This window comes from Pseudaeromonas sp. HNCC25DJ182, assembly GCF_055413365.1.
In genome coordinates this window covers 1-17,817 of record NZ_JBVAYG010000013.1, presented here as the reverse complement: position 1 = coordinate 17,817, position 17,817 = coordinate 1, and the positions used below count along the sequence as shown (strand labels likewise).

Annotated in this window: 17 protein-coding genes; 5 read left to right on the top strand and 12 right to left on the bottom strand. The window is 55.6% G+C overall.

Going from position 1 to position 17,817, the window contains the following annotated elements:
* Positions 1 to 33: 33 nt before the first annotated feature.
* The 5 genes from ACZYUB_RS11400 to glyQ all read right to left on the bottom strand — a co-directional run bounded on the left by ACZYUB_RS11400 (position 34) and on the right by glyQ (position 6,672).
* A complete protein-coding gene (locus ACZYUB_RS11400; protein WP_463947988.1) occupies positions 34 to 1,053 on the bottom strand; it encodes a sensor domain-containing diguanylate cyclase in 1,020 nt (339 codons plus the stop codon).
* Positions 1,054 to 1,056: 3 nt separating this feature from the next.
* Positions 1,057 to 2,055, bottom strand: coding sequence for a response regulator (locus ACZYUB_RS11395; RefSeq protein WP_463947987.1), 999 nt, complete (start codon positions 2,053 to 2,055; stop codon positions 1,057 to 1,059).
* Between the two features lie 149 nt (positions 2,056 to 2,204).
* On the bottom strand, positions 2,205 to 3,449 hold the full coding sequence (locus ACZYUB_RS11390; RefSeq protein ID WP_463947986.1) for a valine--pyruvate transaminase: 1,245 nt from the start codon (positions 3,447 to 3,449) through the stop codon (positions 2,205 to 2,207).
* Between the two features lie 239 nt (positions 3,450 to 3,688).
* Entirely contained in the window at positions 3,689 to 5,758 is a 2,070-nt protein-coding gene (gene glyS, locus ACZYUB_RS11385; RefSeq protein ID WP_463948123.1) for a glycine--tRNA ligase subunit beta, read from the bottom strand.
* Between the two features lie 2 nt (positions 5,759 to 5,760).
* The gene (gene glyQ, locus ACZYUB_RS11380; RefSeq protein ID WP_463947985.1) at positions 5,761 to 6,672 is read right to left on the bottom strand and encodes a glycine--tRNA ligase subunit alpha; all 912 of its coding nucleotides are present in this window, start codon (positions 6,670 to 6,672) and stop codon (positions 5,761 to 5,763) included.
* Between the two features lie 180 nt (positions 6,673 to 6,852).
* Between glyQ and ACZYUB_RS11375 the strand changes: the two genes are divergently transcribed.
* The gene (locus tag ACZYUB_RS11375) at positions 6,853 to 7,443 is read left to right on the top strand and encodes a DNA-3-methyladenine glycosylase I (RefSeq protein ID WP_463947983.1); all 591 of its coding nucleotides are present in this window, start codon (positions 6,853 to 6,855) and stop codon (positions 7,441 to 7,443) included.
* Positions 7,440 to 8,405 carry a zinc transporter ZntB gene (gene zntB, locus ACZYUB_RS11370; RefSeq protein ID WP_463947981.1) on the top strand — a complete coding sequence of 322 codons (966 nt, stop codon included), beginning with the start codon at positions 7,440 to 7,442 and terminating at the stop codon, positions 8,403 to 8,405. Before ACZYUB_RS11375 ends, zntB begins: the two co-directional genes overlap by 4 nt.
* A gap of 13 nt (positions 8,406 to 8,418) precedes the next feature.
* Here zntB and tusA read toward each other — a convergent pair whose 3' ends face one another.
* Both tusA and ACZYUB_RS11360 read right to left on the bottom strand, forming a co-directional pair.
* The gene (tusA, locus tag ACZYUB_RS11365; RefSeq protein ID WP_463947979.1) at positions 8,419 to 8,664 is read right to left on the bottom strand and encodes a sulfurtransferase TusA; all 246 of its coding nucleotides are present in this window, start codon (positions 8,662 to 8,664) and stop codon (positions 8,419 to 8,421) included.
* Positions 8,665 to 8,734: 70 nt separating this feature from the next.
* Positions 8,735 to 8,944, bottom strand: coding sequence for a hypothetical protein (locus ACZYUB_RS11360; protein WP_463947978.1), 210 nt, complete (start codon positions 8,942 to 8,944; stop codon positions 8,735 to 8,737).
* A 159-nt stretch (positions 8,945 to 9,103) separates the two neighbouring features.
* Between ACZYUB_RS11360 and ACZYUB_RS11355 the strand changes: the two genes are divergently transcribed.
* Positions 9,104 to 9,274 carry a hypothetical protein gene (locus tag ACZYUB_RS11355; protein ID WP_463947977.1) on the top strand — a complete coding sequence of 57 codons (171 nt, stop codon included), beginning with the start codon at positions 9,104 to 9,106 and terminating at the stop codon, positions 9,272 to 9,274.
* 10 nt (positions 9,275 to 9,284) lie between these two features.
* On the opposite strand, the gene ACZYUB_RS11350 is transcribed toward ACZYUB_RS11355, so the two are convergent.
* The 5 genes from ACZYUB_RS11350 to fadB all read right to left on the bottom strand — a co-directional run bounded on the left by ACZYUB_RS11350 (position 9,285) and on the right by fadB (position 16,219).
* Positions 9,285 to 10,523 (bottom strand): ABC transporter substrate-binding protein, encoded by a 1,239-nt coding sequence (locus ACZYUB_RS11350; protein WP_463947975.1) that lies wholly within the window; start codon positions 10,521 to 10,523, stop codon positions 9,285 to 9,287.
* A gap of 2 nt (positions 10,524 to 10,525) precedes the next feature.
* Positions 10,526 to 11,992, bottom strand: coding sequence for an ATP-binding protein (locus ACZYUB_RS11345; protein WP_463947974.1), 1,467 nt, complete (start codon positions 11,990 to 11,992; stop codon positions 10,526 to 10,528).
* On the bottom strand, positions 11,982 to 12,698 hold the full coding sequence (locus ACZYUB_RS11340; protein WP_460884441.1) for a response regulator: 717 nt from the start codon (positions 12,696 to 12,698) through the stop codon (positions 11,982 to 11,984). Before ACZYUB_RS11340 ends, ACZYUB_RS11345 begins: the two co-directional genes overlap by 11 nt.
* A gap of 205 nt (positions 12,699 to 12,903) precedes the next feature.
* Positions 12,904 to 14,067, bottom strand: a complete 1,164-nt coding sequence (fadA, locus tag ACZYUB_RS11335) for an acetyl-CoA C-acyltransferase FadA (RefSeq protein WP_463947972.1) — start codon at positions 14,065 to 14,067, stop codon at positions 12,904 to 12,906.
* On the bottom strand, positions 14,060 to 16,219 hold the full coding sequence (gene fadB / locus ACZYUB_RS11330) for a fatty acid oxidation complex subunit alpha FadB (RefSeq protein WP_463947970.1): 2,160 nt from the start codon (positions 16,217 to 16,219) through the stop codon (positions 14,060 to 14,062). The genes fadA and fadB overlap by 8 nt, the downstream gene beginning before the upstream one ends.
* 152 nt (positions 16,220 to 16,371) lie before the next feature.
* On the opposite strand from fadB, the gene ACZYUB_RS11325 reads away from it, so the two are divergent.
* Entirely contained in the window at positions 16,372 to 16,986 is a 615-nt protein-coding gene (locus tag ACZYUB_RS11325) for a YigZ family protein (RefSeq protein ID WP_463947969.1), read from the top strand.
* Between the two features lie 28 nt (positions 16,987 to 17,014).
* On the top strand, positions 17,015 to 17,554 hold the full coding sequence (gene hemG, locus ACZYUB_RS11320; RefSeq protein ID WP_463947967.1) for a menaquinone-dependent protoporphyrinogen IX dehydrogenase: 540 nt from the start codon (positions 17,015 to 17,017) through the stop codon (positions 17,552 to 17,554).
* Positions 17,555 to 17,817: the final 263 nt, after the last annotated feature.

The following is a 17,817-nucleotide window of genomic DNA, read 5'->3' as shown; positions in this document are numbered from 1 at the left end:
CTTTTTTGTTTCACATGAAACGTTTTTGATATCTCAGTCTGCTGTAACGGCAGTAGCGGCCTGGCTATCAACCGAGGTTGAGGAGGATACGGGGTGCTGTTGACCATTGGCTATGGTGACGCGGTTGCGGCCCGTGCGTTTGGAGTGATACAGCGCCTCATCAGCCCGTACCAACCACTGTGCTGGCGTTGCTGTGGCGGCATCAAGAACGGCAAGTCCGATACTGATTGTAAATTCAATCAGCCGGTTATCGTGTTGGACAATATGCTGTGCAATGGCTTGTCGTAGACGTTCGGCAATCAGCCACGCTGTATGGCTATCCGCATCGAGCAGCAGGATGCCGAATTCCTCTCCACCATATCGCCCAGCCACATCGGTGGCTCGCAGCTGTTGTCGCAGGATACAGGCTACATCCCGTAGTACGGCATCTCCAGCCGGGTGACCATAGCCATCGTTAATCTTCTTGAAAAAGTCGATATCAAACATCAACAGAGTCACAGGGGAGCCACTACGAAAATGGCGCTGATACTCCTGCCGCATGCACTCTTCCCAATGACCGCGGTTGTAGAGCCCGGTTAGTCGATCGGTGATGGAGAGCGCCTTGAGTTGTTGATTGGCGTCTTGCAACCCTTGCTTCCCCATGGCGGCATCAGTGACATCATAAATGATGATGCAGATATGATTGCAGAGGCCATGACGCGAAACCAGCGGCATCAGGGTGATATTCTGATACATCAGCGCACTGTTGCTGGTGAAGGGGCGTGTGCTAGCAAAATCGAACAATCGTGGTCTTTGCTCCCAGGAGCTGAACACCGGGCTATGCAGGGCAAAGACCTCTTCAACTTTACGCTGTAGCCAAGTGATGGGCAGGTCTGGAAATTGGGTCAACAGGTTATGGCCACGGATATGGCTGGCGAGTTGGCCACTGTGGTTCTCCATAAAGCCGTTCCACAATTGCACCTGATATTGGCGATCGATCACCACCAGGCCGACATCTATGGTCTGTAGAATATCCATCAACCAATGAAAGTCATCCAGTTCGATTAGATCCATACATTACTCGGCAATCAGGCTGAGTCGACGTTCGAGCGCCGACAAGGAGGTATCGGTTAACAGCAGCAACAGGGTACAGCTGATTTGTTGCGCCGGTATGGTGTAGGTCAGGCTAACGCTGAGAATTTTCTGCGCCTGTTCCTGCTGAGCCAATATGCTGTCGCTGCCGAGACTGATCAATGCCGGGTGACTACGACTAAAGCGCAATCCCAGCAGATCAGAAAGGCCTAACAACAGGGTTCCCGCCAACATGGAGGACAGCTCGATCAGCAACGACTTTCGATCCAGATCGTCATGCTCATTGAACCCGAGGAGTGGGGCAATTCGGCTTATGTCTTGTTCTGCGAAGTGGATCAGACACTCTCCTGCGATGCTGGAGCCAACAAAGCCTTGACTCACAACCATGTTCCCTGGCATCTCCAGCCACTCTTCAACTTGACGATGTAAGCGATGACTGGTGCAGAGTTGTACCTTGGGGATGGGTAAATGGATAAATAAGTTCAACAGGTCAGCCAGTTGGCGTGCGGCCTGGCCCATGGCGATATTGACGATCTCTTGCAGACTTTCCTGGTAGCTGACCGGTGCAAACTCGTGGGGTGACGTCAGTGGTGGGGCGATAAGAGCATCCGTGATGGCCGGCATCAGTCCAAACTGTTCCAACAAGTGCAGCAGTTGGCTGTTATTGAGCGGTTTCTGCAGGAACGCCAGCGCTCCAAGCTCGAGAATGCGCTGATGGGCTTGAGCCTGAATGTCCCCGGAAACCACAATGACCAGCACGTTCAACCCTTCGTCACGGATGGCTTCCAGAACCTGATAACCATCCAGCCCTGGCATATTCAGATCCAGAAACAGTAATTCGCCCTTACCGGCACGCAGTAGTTGCAACGCCTCCTCGCCTTGGCTGGCGCTTAATACTTCCCGTGCCAGCCCTGCGGGAAGACCACGGATCAGCTGCTGGCGGGCGAAGCGGGAATCATCACAGACAATGACTGAATACGACATGAGGTTTTGGCAATCCGGTTATGACAACGTCCATTGTGTCACGCCTGTTCAGTTTTACAACGCAACGGCTCGAGCGACAATTCAAATTGCGTACCAAGTCGCTAAACCACTCTGGTTCAGCTCACGTCAGGCGGTATTCAGCATTAATTTCAGCAAATTTCAGCTAATACCTCGGCCAGGATCGCGATCCCGCGCTGTACCTTGTCGGCATCCTGGGCATAGTTCAGTCGCAGGCATTCATATTGATGCTGCCAGGTGGTATCTGTGATGCCAGGAAAGAAGTAGTGGCCTGGAACGACGATCAAGCCCCGCTGTTTCAGGCGTTGATACAGCTCCTGACTATGGATAGGAAGCCCCTCAAACCACAGCCAGAGAAAGAGTGCGCCCTCGGGCTTGTGGATACGCAGCTTGGGGTGGGGAATCGCTTCCTGAAGCCACTGTACCGCCTGTTGGGCTTTCGCCTCATAGAAGGGGCGGATGTGTTGCTCACTCAAACGAATAATATCGCCATTCTCCACCCAGCGCTGCACCATGGTCGGGCCGACGCCACCGGGTGCCAGATTGATAATGCCGGACAAATTTCCTATGGCCTGGATTAAAGACTCTGGTCCTATGACAATGCCACAGCGAGTACCCGGCAAGCCCAGTTTGGACAGGCTCATACAGAGTATGGTGTTGCTGTTCCAGAAGGGTTTCACCTCGGTAAAAATGATGTTCGGAAAGGGCGTGCCATAAGCGTTGTCGATGAGCAGAGGTATTCCTTTAGCGCGAGCCAGTTCATCCAGATGGCGGATCTCTTCATCGGTCAGCACATTACCCGTCGGGTTGGTCGGCCGTGATACACAGATCAGGCCGATATCATCGCCAATCTCTAGGGCCTCAAAATTGACGTTGTACTTGAACAAACCATTGTCCAGTAACGTGATGGCCGGTTTGCAGGCAACGAACATCTCCTCGCTCAATGCAGAGTCGGCGTAGCCGATATATTCGGGCGCCAGCGGGAATAGCACTTTTTTCTTGTGGCCGCCACTGAACTCACCTGCCAGCAAGTTGAACAAATAAAAGAATGCGTTCTGGCTGCCGTTGGTCAGAGCTATATTCTTGGCACTGATCTCCCAGCCATATTCCTGGCGCAGTAACGCGGCTAATGCCGTGGTGAATTTATCTTTTCCCTGCGGTCCATCGTAATTGATCATCGACTTGAGGAGTTCGCCGGAATTTAGTTGTTGATTGGCCTCGTCATGAAATGCCTCCAGCATTGCCGGAATTGCGGCTGGATTGCCGCCCCCCAGCATGATGGCCTGGGGATCCAGTAAGCCCTGATTCAAATCATCCATTAATTGGGTGATACCGGCGTGACGAGTAAATTTACGGCCAAACAACGAAAAATCCATGGTGATATCCAAACAGCAAAAAAGGGGCAGTTGCCTAATCATTTCAGAAGAGGGGATCTGTTTTAACGCGCTGGGGTGATTAGTCAAGTCTGCTCTAGTAAATAAGCTGTTTCACGTGAAACGCAGTGATTTGCGGTGGATAGTTGATTTGTCTGATAGTTTCCTATTGATTGGATTGTTGAATTGGTTCCAATAAAAAGCCCGGAATATCCGGGCTTTTTGTGTCGCCATTATGGTGATTACTTCTGCAGCACTGAGATATCTGCCACTTCGAGAAACAGGTTGCGCAGACGAGAGAGCAGGGTCAGGCGATTGAGCTTCAACGCCTCATCGTCGGCCATAACCATCACATCGTTGAAGAAGGTATCCACCACTTCACGCAGGCTAGCCAGGCGAGTCAGAGCCTGCTGGTAATCACCGGCGGCAAAGACGGGCGCAAGTTGCTGCTCCAGTTCGGCAACCTGGCGAGCCAGCGCCTGTTCGGCCGCATCTTGCAGCAAGGCATCATTGACGGCAGGATTGAGCGTGCCATCGAACTTGGCCAGAATGTTGGAAACCCGCTTGTTGGCGGCAGCCAGTGCATCGGCGGCATCTAGAGTCCGGAAGTGGCTCACTGCTTTCACGCGCTGATCAAAATCGGCAGGGCGGGTTGGACGGCGAGCCAGCACGGCTTGCACCACGTCTACATCAATCCCTTCTTCCTGATAAGCGGCGCGGAAGCGAGCCAGCATGAAGTCGATGACCTCGTCGGTGACCTTGGCGTTAGACAGCTTGTCGCCATACAGCGCGGCAGCCTTGGCGACCAAGTCAGCCAGATCCAGATCCAGCTGTTTTTCGACGGCAATACGCAGGGTACCAATTGCCGCACGACGCAAGGCAAATGGATCCTTATCGCCCTTGGGCGCCTGACCGATCCCGAAAATTCCGACCAATGAGTCGAGTTTATCGGCAATCGCTACGGCACAGGCCACCAGACCACCCGGCAGAGCATCACCGGCGAAGCGCGGCATGTACTGCTCATTCAGCGCAACGGCTACGTCTTCGGCTTCTCCATCGTGGCGAGCATAGTGCATGCCCATGACGCCCTGGGTGTCGGTAAATTCCATCACCATGTTGGTCATCAGGTCGCACTTGGAAAGCAGACCGGCCCGAGTGGCATGTTCTACATCCGCACCAATCCGGGGGGCGATGAAAGCCGCCAGTTCCGCGATGCGTACTGACTTGTCTTTCAGGGTACCGAGCTGTTGCTGGAACAGCACGGTCGCCAGACTTTCCAGACGAGCGGCTAGTGGTTGCTTCTTGTCGGTCTTGAAGAAGAATTCCGCATCAGACAGACGGGGGCGAACCACGCGTTCGTTACCGCCGATGATTTGGCTCGGATCCTTGGACTCGATATTGGTGACGAAGATGAAATTCGGCATTAGCTTGCCAGCCGGGTCATAGACCGGGAAGTACTTCTGATCGCCCTTCATGGTGTAGACCAGAGCTTCAGCGGGGACTTCCAAGAATTTCTCTTCGAAGGCTGCGGTCAGCACCACGGGCCATTCGACCAGGGACGTTACCTCTTCCAGCAGGGAATCTTCCAGATCGGCGATCCCACCCAGAGTGGCGGCCGCCTGCTCGGCACCCGCCTTGATCAGCGCCTTGCGGCGCTCGAAATCGGCGATCACCTTGCCGCGAGTCTCCAGCAGGCCCGGGTATTGATCCGCATGCTCAATCTCGAACTCGGCTTCGCCCATAAAGCGATGGCCGCGAATGATGCGTGCCGATTGCAAGCCTAGGACTTCACCGGGGACCAATTCGCCACCGAAGAGCAGACACAAGGTATGCACCGGACGGACAAACTGAGTGCGCGAAGCTCCCCAGCGCATCAATTTCGGGATTGGCAGGCCTGCCAAAGCGGTGGCGGTCATGGCGGCGATCAGGCTGGTTGTCGGTTGACCGGTCACGGTAGCGCGGAATACCAGCCACTCGCCCTTGTCGGTAACCAGACGCTCGGCTTGCTCGACTTCGATACCATTGGAGCGGGCCCAGCCGACAGCCGCCTGGGTTGGCTTGCCATCAACAAAGGCAGCACTGACGGCCGGACCACGTTTTTCGACCTGCTTGTCTTGCTGGGTTGCTGCCAGTTTATGCACCTTGAGTGCCAGACGGCGTGGAGCGGCAAACCATTCGACGCGCTCGAAGGCCAGTTCGGCCTTGGTCAATTCTTGGGTAAAGTTCTCGGCAAAGGCTTCAGCCAGCTTGCGCAGCGCCTTCGGGGGCAACTCTTCGGTGCCGAGTTCAATCAACAGGTTCTCAGTTACCATGCTCACACCTTTTCCTTACACATCGGGAAGCCCAGCGCTTCGCGGGCTGCGTAGTAGGCTTCGGCCACCGCCTTGGAGAGGGTACGAATACGCAAAATGTAGCGCTGACGTTCGGTGACGGAGATGGCGTGTCGGGCATCGAGCATATTGAAGGCGTGGGCCGCTTTCAGGATGCGTTCGTAGGCCGGTAATGGCAGCGGAGTTTCCAGTGTCAGCAGGTGCTGGCACTCTTTCTCGCACTGATCGAACATCTGGAACAGGAACGGGACGTCGGCGTGTTCGAAGTTGTAAGTGGATTGCTCCACTTCGTTCTGATGGAACACGTCGCGATAGGTGATCTTGCCCAGTGGACCATCGGCCCAGACCAGATCATACAGGCTATTGACGCCCTGAATGTACATGGCCAGGCGCTCGAGCCCGTAGGTGATTTCACCCGTGACCGGTGAGCACTCCAGACCACCCACTTGTTGGAAGTAGGTGAACTGGGTGACTTCCATACCATTCAACCAGACTTCCCAGCCCAGACCCCAGGCGCCCAGGGTCGGGTTTTCCCAGTTGTCTTCGACGAAGCGAATATCGTGCACTTGGGTGTCGAAGCCCAGCTCACGCAGCGAGCCGAGATACAGCTCCTGAATATTGGCCGGTGAGGGTTTGAGAATGACCTGGAACTGGTAGTAATGCTGCAGGCGATTCGGATTTTCGCCATAACGACCATCGGTCGGACGACGAGAGGGTTGAACATAGGCGCAGTTCATCGGCTCGGGGCCGATGGCGCGTAAAAATGTCATTGGATGAGAAGTACCGGCACCCACCTCCATATCGAGGGGCTGCACGATAACGCAACCTTGCCTGGCCCAATAATCTTGGAGGGTCAGGATCAGTCCCTGAAAGGTCTTGATATCGAATTTTTGCATGATTTTGTTCGCGCGATTAGTTCAGTGCATACTGAGCGGAAATAAACCGCAAGAGTATACCGTCTGCACTGTCGGGAATATAGGCTGAATTGGCTTTGTGACTATATCGCTAGGCAAAAGCGTGAGTTTTCGTAGGGTTTAGTGGTTTCCCGGTCAGTGGTAATCCAAAAGGAGAGCAAGATGCAAGGTCGTTGTCCCTGGGTGACACAAGATGCCGAGTATATCGCCTACCATGATCAGCAGTGGGGGCGTCCGGTCAATGACAGCTTGGAGTTGTTTGAGAAATTGTGTCTCGATGGCCAGCAGGCCGGGCTATCCTGGATCACTATTCTCAAGCGTACTGCCAGTTACCGGCGAGCGTTTGCGGACTTTGATCCGGTGCGGATTGCAGCGTTCACCGACGCCGATGTCGAGCGCCTGTTGCAAGATACCGGCATCATCCGTAATCGCCTCAAGGTGCAGTCGATCATCAAAAATGCCCGTGCTTATCTGGCTCTGCAGGCTGAGGGCGTCGATTTTGCCGAGTTTCTGTGGGCATTTGTCGGCGGCAAGAGCCAGATCAATCATTGGCAAAGCATGCGCGATGCGCCTACCAGTACTCCGGAATCGGATGCCATGTCCAAGGCGTTGAAGAAGCGCGGGTTTAACTTTGTTGGCTCCACCATCTGTTATGCCTTCATGCAAGCGGTCGGCATGGTGAATGACCATGAGATCGGTTGTCCTTGTCATGCCGAATGTGTGCACCTGGCCCGAGAGCGAGGTCGCGCATGAGCCATCATGTTCCTTTGGCTGCGGTCCTGGCGCTACGGCTCGATGGCGAGGGTGGCGCGGATCCCCTGCTGCCGGGTTCCGAATTACCGGAGCAGGATGTCTGGATGCACCTGGACTACTCCTCACCTCATGCCTACGAATGGATAAAAACTTCCACCCTGTTACCGGATGGAGTGCGGGAGTCGTTGCAAGGGGACAGCAGTCGTCCCAAGCTGGTCAAAGCCAATGGCGGCATGCTGCTGACCCTGCGCTGCATCAATGCCAACGAGGGGCAGCGGCCGGACCATATGGTTGCGGTGCGCTTTTACATCAATGATCGCATCATCGTCTCGACCCGGCGGCGCCGGGTACATGCGGTAGAGGAGATCGTGCAGGATTTGGCCAAGCGTATGGGGCCCTTGAACACTGCAGACTGGCTGGTTGATCTGTGCGAACACATCACAGAGCAGGCTGGGGATTTCATCGACGAGTTACAGGAGAAAATTGCCCTGCTGGAAGAGCATCTGCTCAACGAACGCACCATAGCTCGGGTGGATCTGGCGGATATCCGGCGCCAGTTGATCGTCTCCCGCCGTTATCTGGCTCCCCAGCGGGATCTGTTCAGCCGTCTGGCGAATGAAAAAATAGGGTGGTTGGAGGCCGATGATCTGCGGCGCTTGCAGGAGATTGCCGACCGCTTGGGACGCTGGCTGGAAGATCTGGACTCCAGTATTGCGCGCACTTCATTACTGGCTGACGAAATCAATGCTCGTCTGACCGAGGCGATGACGCGCCGAACCTACATCATGTCCATCATGGCCATGGTGTTCTTGCCCGCCACCTTTCTGACCGGTTTGTTTGGTGTCAATCTGGGTGGTATTCCGGGCGGGAACTCGGCGACTGGTTTTCTTGTGTTTGTGTCGATCCTGGCGAGCTTGATTACTGGATTGGCGATCTGGCTTCGCTTGCACCGTTGGTTGTAAGCACCCTGGTGGATCAGAGTCCTTTGCGGATCAGATAGCGATAGGGCTTCTGCTCGGTGTCACTGGCCAGCAGGGTATGGTCCATGTGCAGGCAGAAGCTGGGGATGTCGCGGGTGGTGGCCGGATCATCGGCCAGGATCAGCAAGGTTTCGCCCTGCTTCATACTGCGCACCGTCTTGCGGATCATCATCACGGGTTCCGGACAGCGCAGGCCTAACGCATCCAACTGGTGTTGTGCTTGGGTAAACAGTTCATTCATGGGGAATCCTCCGCGGCCGAGCTGCGGATAATACCCGCTGATGGTCATGAAGCAAGGGGCTGATCTCTGGTTAGCCAGTCGTTTTGGGCTTCCACAGCGCGGCATCAATAATGGACCACAGATGAATGATCCAGCCGAGCAGGATGATCCACAGCACGGCCGCAAACACAAAGTGCACGGCTGCCATCAGCAGGCGTCCCTGAACCAGTTGCCCCAACCCGGGAATAAAAAAACTGCACAGTGCGGCAATCACGTTGCCAGCAGAGCCTTGTCCTGTCATTGCCATCCCTCATATTTGTTCATTAGCGAGTCTCTGAGTCTACCACGTCGTTTTACCCGCAATCTGAATCAGATTGCAATGAGGAGGTAGCTCGCGTTACAAAGAAATAAGCGTCTCGACAGGATGCCGGGGCGGTATCACACAGGCCAGGGAGGTCGTATGTTGGGGTATTGGGGACGAATCAAGGTGTATGCGGCCATGGCGGCCCTGGCATTCGCATTCTTGGTGCTGGAGAGCCCGATTGGCAGCAGTGGCATCTGGCTGACGGCTATGGTGCTCTGCGGCATAGCATTGTGGTGGGAGTTGAGTGACTACCCGGACGCCGAGTAGTCACCGCTGTTTATTGTTCGGCGCTGACTGCGCGGACCGCGCGCGCCAGTTGCTGGGCGGTGGCGACGGCATCGCCTTGGGGATCACTGAAATAGCTGGCTAACAGGTCAAAAATGGCTTGTTGTACATTGGATGGAATGGCCATGCCTTCGGCCATGCTCGGCACCAGATCGCCATGCTGGGTGGCATGTTGCAATGCTTTGGCTGATGCCTGACCGCATGAGTCAAATTGGCTTAAATCGGCATCGGCCAAGGGGGGAATCGACCCCTTCACCCGGTTGAACTGTTGCTGGAAGTCCGCGCTCATCAACAGCTCAGCAAACTGTTGCTGCGCCTGGTCGTGCTCCGCATCCTGCTGCTGGAATAGCGCCAAAGAGTCCAGGTTATAGCTAAACTTACCCGCCGTTCCCGGAGCTGGCAGACATCGGATGGCTTGGTTTCCCGGCTCTGTGAGCTCGCCCTTGACCCAGTCGCCCATCAGTTGCATGGCGGCCTGTCCATTGACCAGCATCTGACTGGCCTGATTCCACTTCAGTCCGATGTGATTCGCGGGTAGAAACGGGCGCAGGCTATGGAAGCGCCGCAGCACCTGTTGCATCTGGGTTCCTGCTAACACCTCGGGTTCCAGATTGACGAAAGCCCGGCGGAAAAAGTCACTGCCTCCTTCACCCAGGGCGATGGCCTCGAACAGGATCGCCAACTGCCAGGGATCATCCCCCATTGCCAGCGGAGTTATTCCGGCCTGTTTGAAGCGGCGGGCCACCTGGAGCATCTCTTCCCAATTTCTGGGCGGATTCAATTCAAGGCGCTGGAATAGCGCTTGATTGATCCACAACCAGTTGACGCGATGCAGGCCGACGGGCACCGCCACGAAGTGGCCCTGATGATTCAGGGTTGAACTGACAAAGGGATAGAGCCTCAGCTGCCATTGTCCGCGGCGGGCCACATCATCCAGGTTGCGCAAAAAACCACGCTTGGCCCACTCATGCAACTCTACCCCTTTCAGATGCGCGGCTTGGGGAGGGTTGTGATTCAGCGCGCGGCTGCGGAGTACCAGCATAGCCGAGTTGCCTCCGCCACCGACAATGGCGGCATCCACCCAGTGGTGGCCCAGCGCTTGCCAGCGTTGACGTAACACATCGGCGGCACGAGCTTCGCCACCGGCGGTCCACCAGTGCAGAACCTCGATGTCACTGGCGGTTGCCGGTGTACCAAACAGCGCGATGAGCAGAGCCACGGCAAGGCGCATGGCTAGTGTCTCGGTAACGACAGCACGGCCTGGAGCCCGCCTTGGGGGCGGTTTTCCAGCACCAGATCGCCGCCATGAGCATGGGCTATGCTGCGCGCAATCCCCAGTCCTAGGCCTGTACCCGGAGTATCGTGGCTGAGTCGGTAGTAGGGCTCGAAGATTTTCTCCAACTGATCCGGCGGCAGACCTGGGCCTTCATCGATGAAGTAGAGGATCACCACTTCGGCTTCGTCTTGCTCCTCGATATCGTCCATGACGATGATCCGCACCCGTTGCCCATATTTGATGGCGTTATCCGCCAGATTGCCGATGCAGCGTTTCAGGGCCAGCGGTTTGCCGCGATAGGGCTTCTTGCAGCGACCTTCGATCTTCATCAGCGACTTGCCGCCGAGGTTGTAGTCTTCCGCCGTGTGCTCCAGCAGCAGATTGATATCGATGAGCTCAACATTTTCGTGAATGTCGGTATCTTTCACCGTTTGCAGCGCGCCCTTGACCATCATCTCCAAGTCGTTGAGATCCTTGCTGAACTTGATGATTTGTTCTTCATCATCCAGAAGTTCTACTCGCAGTCGCAAACGGGTGATCGGGGTTTTCAAATCGTGGGAGATGGAGCTGAACAACCGCTCCCGATCATCAATATAGCGGCGGATGCGATGTTGCATCACATTGATGGCGCGGGTCACGGCGACGATTTCGCTAGCTCCTTCCTCGGGCAGTGCGGCTTGGTCGATGTCCTTCCCCAGGGTGACGGCGGCGGAGGCCAGGCGGCGTAGGGGCCGGGTCTGCCAGCGGACCAGCAGGAAGGTGAACAGGAACAAAATGGCGCTGAGCAGCACGATGAAGCGGAATTGGTGGGGCGGCAAGGAGGCCTCTTCCAACGTCATGTAGGGGGCGGGCAGCAGCGCGGCCAGATAGAGCCATTCCCCTTTGGCCAATTCGATTTGGGTCACCAGGATCGGCGGATTCAGCGGCTCCATCAGCAGGGAGTGACGGGCCCAAGAGGGAGGGATGTCGGCCAGCAGGGTCTGGTTGTCGAAGACATGCAGCTCGCCTGGGTAGGCAAAATCCACATGCAGGGTCAGACCATAACCCAGCTTGTGGTGCAGCACATTTCGTACCTCGTTGATGACCAGATTCTTGCGATTGGAGTCCGGCAGGGCATCGAGCTGGATCTCTGCCTTGTTCAGCGATACGAAAAAGCGACTGCCGCCCATGTTGCGTAACTGGTCGAGTGCAATCTGGCGATATTGCAGTGGCAAAGACTGAAAGAAGGTAATGGTCGAGGCGGCGGAGTTGGCCAGATTGCGGGTGGCACTCATCATACCGTCCAACTCATGTTTTTGTAGTTGCTGCATCCACAGGCCGGAGATCAGACTCTGCGCCAGGACGATAGCCAACAGCAGTAACCAGAGCATGCGGGAGAGCAGGGAACGCGGAACCAGTTTGAAAAAGAGTCGTCTAATCTTCATGGCTGACTTCGGCAATCAGCATGTAGCCACTGCCGCGGATAGTCTTGATGATGCGAGGGCTTTTGCCGTTATCACCCAGCTTTTGACGCAGGCGGCTGATTTGTACATCGATCCCGCGCTCCATCGGCAGGGTTTCCCGTCCGCGGGTGGCGTCGCTGATGCTGTCACGATCCATAACCTGGCCGGGATGTTGCAAAAATAGCGACAGCAGCAGGAAGTCACTACCGGTCAGATCCATTTCGTTACCATCGTCGTTGATCAGATGCTGGCTCAGGGTGTCAAGCACCCAATCGGCAAACCGAATACGGCGACCGCTCTCTTTTTCCGGTTGCCGGAATTCGGCGCGACGCAGCAGGGCTTTGATGCGGGCCATCAATTCCCGTGGACTGAAGGGCTTGGCGATATAGTCATCGGCCCCCAGCTCGAGACCAATGACACGATCCGCTTCGTCAGAGGCGGCAGTCAGCATGATGATGGGTACTTGGGATGTGCGGCGAATTTGCTGACACAGGCTGAAACCATCATCTCCCGGCATCATGATGTCGAGAATAATCAGGTCGGGTGTGTTATTGCTCAGGTGCTGATACATCTCGCCGCCCTCTGCAGCGGCCAGCACATCGAAGCCCGAGCGAGTGAGGTACTCCTTGAGCAGCTCACGGATCTCCTGGTCGTCATCCACGATGAGGATTTGCTTACCTTTCGCCATCTTTCCCGAGCTCCCGCAACAAGTGCGCAGATTGAACACATTTGTTGATGAAAATGCAAGAAAATGGCCGACAAGATGTGAGCCTACAGGGACAGGGATAGGCCGTACGAGCTCCATATTCCGCCACTAAACCATCAAAAAGCCATTGCCGTGGAGGTAAGCGCTCTGGAGTCGCTATTCCTGGCAAGCCAGAACGAGTCCTTTCTCAGTATTTCTCCAAAATAGTGGTGATGCCTTGCCCCAGCCCGATGCACATAGTCGCCAGGCCGAGGTTGGCTTGACGTTCTGCCATCAAATAGACCAAGCTGGTCAGGATTCGGGCACCTGAACACCCCAGCGGATGCCCTAGCGCTATGGCGCCACCATTCAGATTTACTTTCTGCTCGATAACATCTTCCAGTTGCAAGTCGCGTAGGCAGGGCAGGCTTTGGGCGGCAAACGCCTCGTTGAGCTCAACCAGGTCAATATCCGTGATCTGCAATCCGGCTCGCTGCAAGGCTTTGCGACTAGCTGGCACCGGCCCGTAGCCCATGAGCGCGGCTTCGCAGCCCGCTACCGCCATGGCGCGGATCCGCGCCATGGGTTGCAATCCCAAATGGTGCGCATGTTCAGCCGACATGATGAGCAGGGCGGCAGCTCCATCGGACAGGGCGGAAGAGTTGCCCGCCGTGAGGGTGCCATGCACAGGATCAAATACCGGCTTGAGCAGGGACAGCCCTGCCAGGGTGGCATCGGCGCGGATGACTTCATCTTGGTCGATCGGTTGCAGAGCCCCATCCGCGTCGTGCCCCAGTACGGGCACCAACTGTTGGGCGAAAGCACCGCGTTGCACTGCAGCGGCGGCTCGCTGATGGGAGCGCAGAGCAAACGCATCCTGCTGCTCACGACTAATGGCGTATCGTCTGCCGAGTAACTCGCCGGTCAGCCCCATCATGGTCGACGCTTGGGCTATTTGGTGGCTGAGGCCCGGGTGGAAATCAACACCCTGAGTCATGGGGATATGTCCCATATGCTCGACACCCCCAACCAGACAGACGGCGGCATCGCCAACCATGATCGCACGGGCGGCATCGTGCAGCGCTTGCATGGAGGAGCCACACAGGCGGTTGACGGTAACGCCAGCCGTAGTGACGGGTAATCCGGCCAATAGCAGGGCATTGCGCGCGATATTGAAGCCTTGTTCCAGCGTTTGCTGGACACAGCCCCAATAGACATCGTCAATATCGGTGGCGGCGAGTGCCGGATTGCGGCGTAACAGAGCCTTCATCAATTCAGCCGAGAGGGTTTCCGCGCGGACATGGCGAAAACCGCCAGCCTTGGATTTACCCATGGCCGTACGGACGGCGTCGATGATCACCACCTCATGCATGGGAACCTCCGGAATAAAAATGCTCTCCCTGGTTCGCCATGGCGCTGAGCCTGGGGGGGGCTGAATACAAGGGGCCTAACGCGGTATGGCTGTCGAGCAGATCGATAAAGCGGGCGAGTCCAAATTGATCCAGATAGCGGCAGGGGCCGCCGCGGAAGGCAGGAAACCCCAGACCCGCGAGCAGCGCCATATCCGCTTCGGCTGGGGTGGCAATAATCTCTTCCTCCAGGCAGCGAATCACCTCGGTCAACAAGGGGATCATCATCCGCGCCTCTATGGCATCATCGCTGCAACATGGTACCGGCTGTGTGGGCGGATACCACAGGTGTGCCAGCTGTGAGTCTGGCTCTTGCCTTGGGTTGCCGTGAGAGTCGAGATGATAGCGGTAGAAACCTTGTTGGCTTTTCTGCCCCAGATGCCCAGCTGCATAGAGCAGGGCGACAGGGTCTACGACCTGAAGGGCCATACGCTCGGGGAAACCCTGCGCCATGATGTGCGCGGCGTGATGGGCGGTGTCCAATCCGATGATGTCGAGCAGTCGGGCCGGCCCCATCGGCCAGCCAAAACGCTGTTCCATAATCTGATCGATGCGATAGGGATCCTGTCCCTCGGCCAACAGCAGGCGAAAACCATTGAAATAGGCAAACAGTACGCGATTGACGAAAAATCCAGGACCATCGTTGACGACAATCGGCAATTTTCCCAGCGCGAGGGCATAGGCAACAACCCGTCCGATGGTGTCGCTGCTGGTCTGTGCGCCGCGAATAACCTCGACCAGTGACATCTTGGGGACTGGATTAAAGAAATGCAGGCCGCAGAATGACTCTGGGCGTCGCAGCACCGACGCAAGTTCAGTAATCGGTATAGTGGAGGTATTACTGGTCAGGATCCCGTGGGCAGGCAGTCGATATTCTGTTTCCGCCAGCAGTTGCTGCTTGATGGCCGCATTTTCCACGACGGCTTCTACGACCAGATCAAGTTGTGCAACATGGTCATCGCTCAGTGTCGGGGTGATGGTTTGTAAAGTCTGGGCCAGCTCTTGAACGGTGATTGTTCCTCGATCCAGTGCCTTGGTCAGTATCGCGGTGACTTCAGCCATCCCGAGTTGCAGCGCACTACGACGAATATCCTTAAGCCACACCGGAATCCCCCGACTGGCGGATTGATAGGCGATGCCTGCACCCATGATGCCCGCGCCGAGCACCGCCATGGCACTGGTTTTATGCTGGCCAGCCAGAGACTTGGCTTTATTCTTGATGAACTGTTCATTCAGGAAGTTACCGACCAGGGCGTGAGCCTCTGGAGTTCGGGTTAGACAAATGAAATCCTGCCGCTCTTGTGCCAAGGCGGCGTCTTGTGACATCTGGCGGGATGAAAATAGGGTGCGGGCCGCTTGGATCGGTGCCGGATAGTGAGGCCCGACCTGCTGAAAAACTCGGGCTAGAATTGTTTGCTCGCCGAGGCGGGCTTCAATACTGCCAAGCGCTAAGGGTTCTTGCTTTTGCCGACGTCTGGTTTGCCAATCCAGTCGCTTGCTGGTGGCCATTTCTAGCATGTGCAAGCCAATGTCGCGTATTTTTTCGGTGCTTGTGGCTGCGTCAATCAGCCCCAGCTGCAGCGCTTCAGCACAGGTTTGCTCTTTACCGGTGGCAATCAGCATCGCCGCAGGGTCACAGCCAATCAGCCGGGGTAGGCGTACGGTACCACCCCAACCGGGCATGATGCCGAGCCTGGTTTCCGGTAACCCGATGCGTAAGGTCTGGTCGGCAATCCGGTAGTCAACCGCTAGCGCTAGTTCACAACCGCCACCCAGTGTATGCCCCTGTAACGCCACTAAAGTAGGATAGGGCAGCCGTTCGATACGGCAAAATAGGTGGTTGATCTGGGTCAACCACGCAGTCAATTGCGCTTCAGGGAGTGAAAACAGGGTTAAAAACTCCGTAATGTCGGCACCCACGATGAAGTGAGGTTTGGCGGAGGTGATGAGTAAACCACGCAGCTCATGCTGTTGTTCGAGCTGGGTGACCGCCTCTTCCAACGCGAGCAATGTCACTCGATCGAGTTTGTTGACCGCACCGGGAGAGTGGAAGCTGAGTTCAGCAAAACCATTACTAATTTTTTTTACCGCCAGAGAACTCGCTTCATACAGCATGACTGTCTCCCAGATCCTGACTAGCGAATGGCCTACCCTGTGATAGAAACTATGGAAACAGCTGCTGATTTTTTCAACGCTCATTTTAAACATTTGTTTAACATTTATTGCCTGCAGGACAGGGCTCCTGCTCTTAGCTGAGACACGCCACGATGGATACGGGTAATTATCGGACGCCGACTATGGCGCTGGATGTCAGCGAAGAGATAAAAAAAAGTCGCTTTTTGACATATATCGCGCCGGTGACCAATAAGGAACAAATGCGTGAGTGGTTACTTACTCTTCGTCAACAACACAGTTCAGCGCGGCACCACTGCTGGGCCTGTGTCGCTGGAGCGCCATGGGATGGGCAACAGTATGGCTTCAGTGATGACGGTGAGCCGTCGGGAACTGCAGGAAAGCCCTTGCTCAACCTTTTGTTGGGTAGCGGCTTGGGCGGGGTGGGGGTCATCGTTGTTCGTTACTATGGTGGTATCAAATTAGGTACTGGCGGTTTGGTGCGGGCGTACAGCAGTGGCGCCACTGGGCTATTGAAGGCGGTTCCGACCCGGCTCGTGGTGTCTAGTGCCGTCTTTTCACTAGAATGTGGTTATGACGACTTGGCGCTGATTCAACGGCTCATAGCACAATTCTCCTGTGAAAATGTGCAATGCGAATATGGTACCGTAATCCAAATTTCCGGGAATTGTCCGCTTGCTCACTGTCGAGAGATGGATGCCGCACTAACCAACCGCAGTCATGGCCGCGTGATCATGCAGTGGTACTGAAAACTACTATTTATATACAGAGGGGCGAATGGCTAAGTTATTAGTGTGGTATGCGACTCACGAAGGGCAGACGCGCAAGATACTGGAGAGGATGGTTTCCCCGTACCCAGGGTATGACGTCGAATGGTGCCGTCTGGACGCAGAGCCTAGCGTGGCCTTGTCGATGTATGACAAGGTGCTGGTGGGTGCATCCATTCGTTATGGTCATTTTCCCAAGGCGCTGGATCAGCAGGTGAAACGTCATGCTGCTGAGTTGGCAAGATGCCATGCAGCATTCATCGGCGTCTGTCTCACCGCACGTAAACCGGAGAAGAGTGAGCCGCATAGTAATCTGTATGTCCGTAAGTGGTTGGCTCGCTCGCCATGGCAACCAGAACACTGTGCAGTTTTTGCCGGGGCTTTACGCTATTCCCGCTATCGCTGGTGGCAGAGCCTGATCATCCAGTTCATCATGCTACTCACCGGCGGCAGTACAGACAAAACTCAGGACATAGAATTCACTGATTGGCAACGCGTCGATGGTTTTGCCAAGCGCTTTCTCAGCGTTCCAACAGCAGTTGCTGAGTAGTTTTGTTTATATTCACCGCGTTGTGGCGGATATTTGCGCGAACAGTGTGGTTTTTGCAAAAAGCTCTTGTCAGGCGGAGCTGACTCCCTATAATGCGCCCTCATCGACGGACGAGATGTCCGGCAGCGTTGAAAGCAAAGCAAAAAATGCTTGACTGACAACGCGGGTTGCGTAGACTACGCATCCCACGACAGCCAAGGCTGTCACGCTCTTTAACAATCAAATCAAGCAATCTGTGTGGGCACTCGCAGGAATTGGCTGTC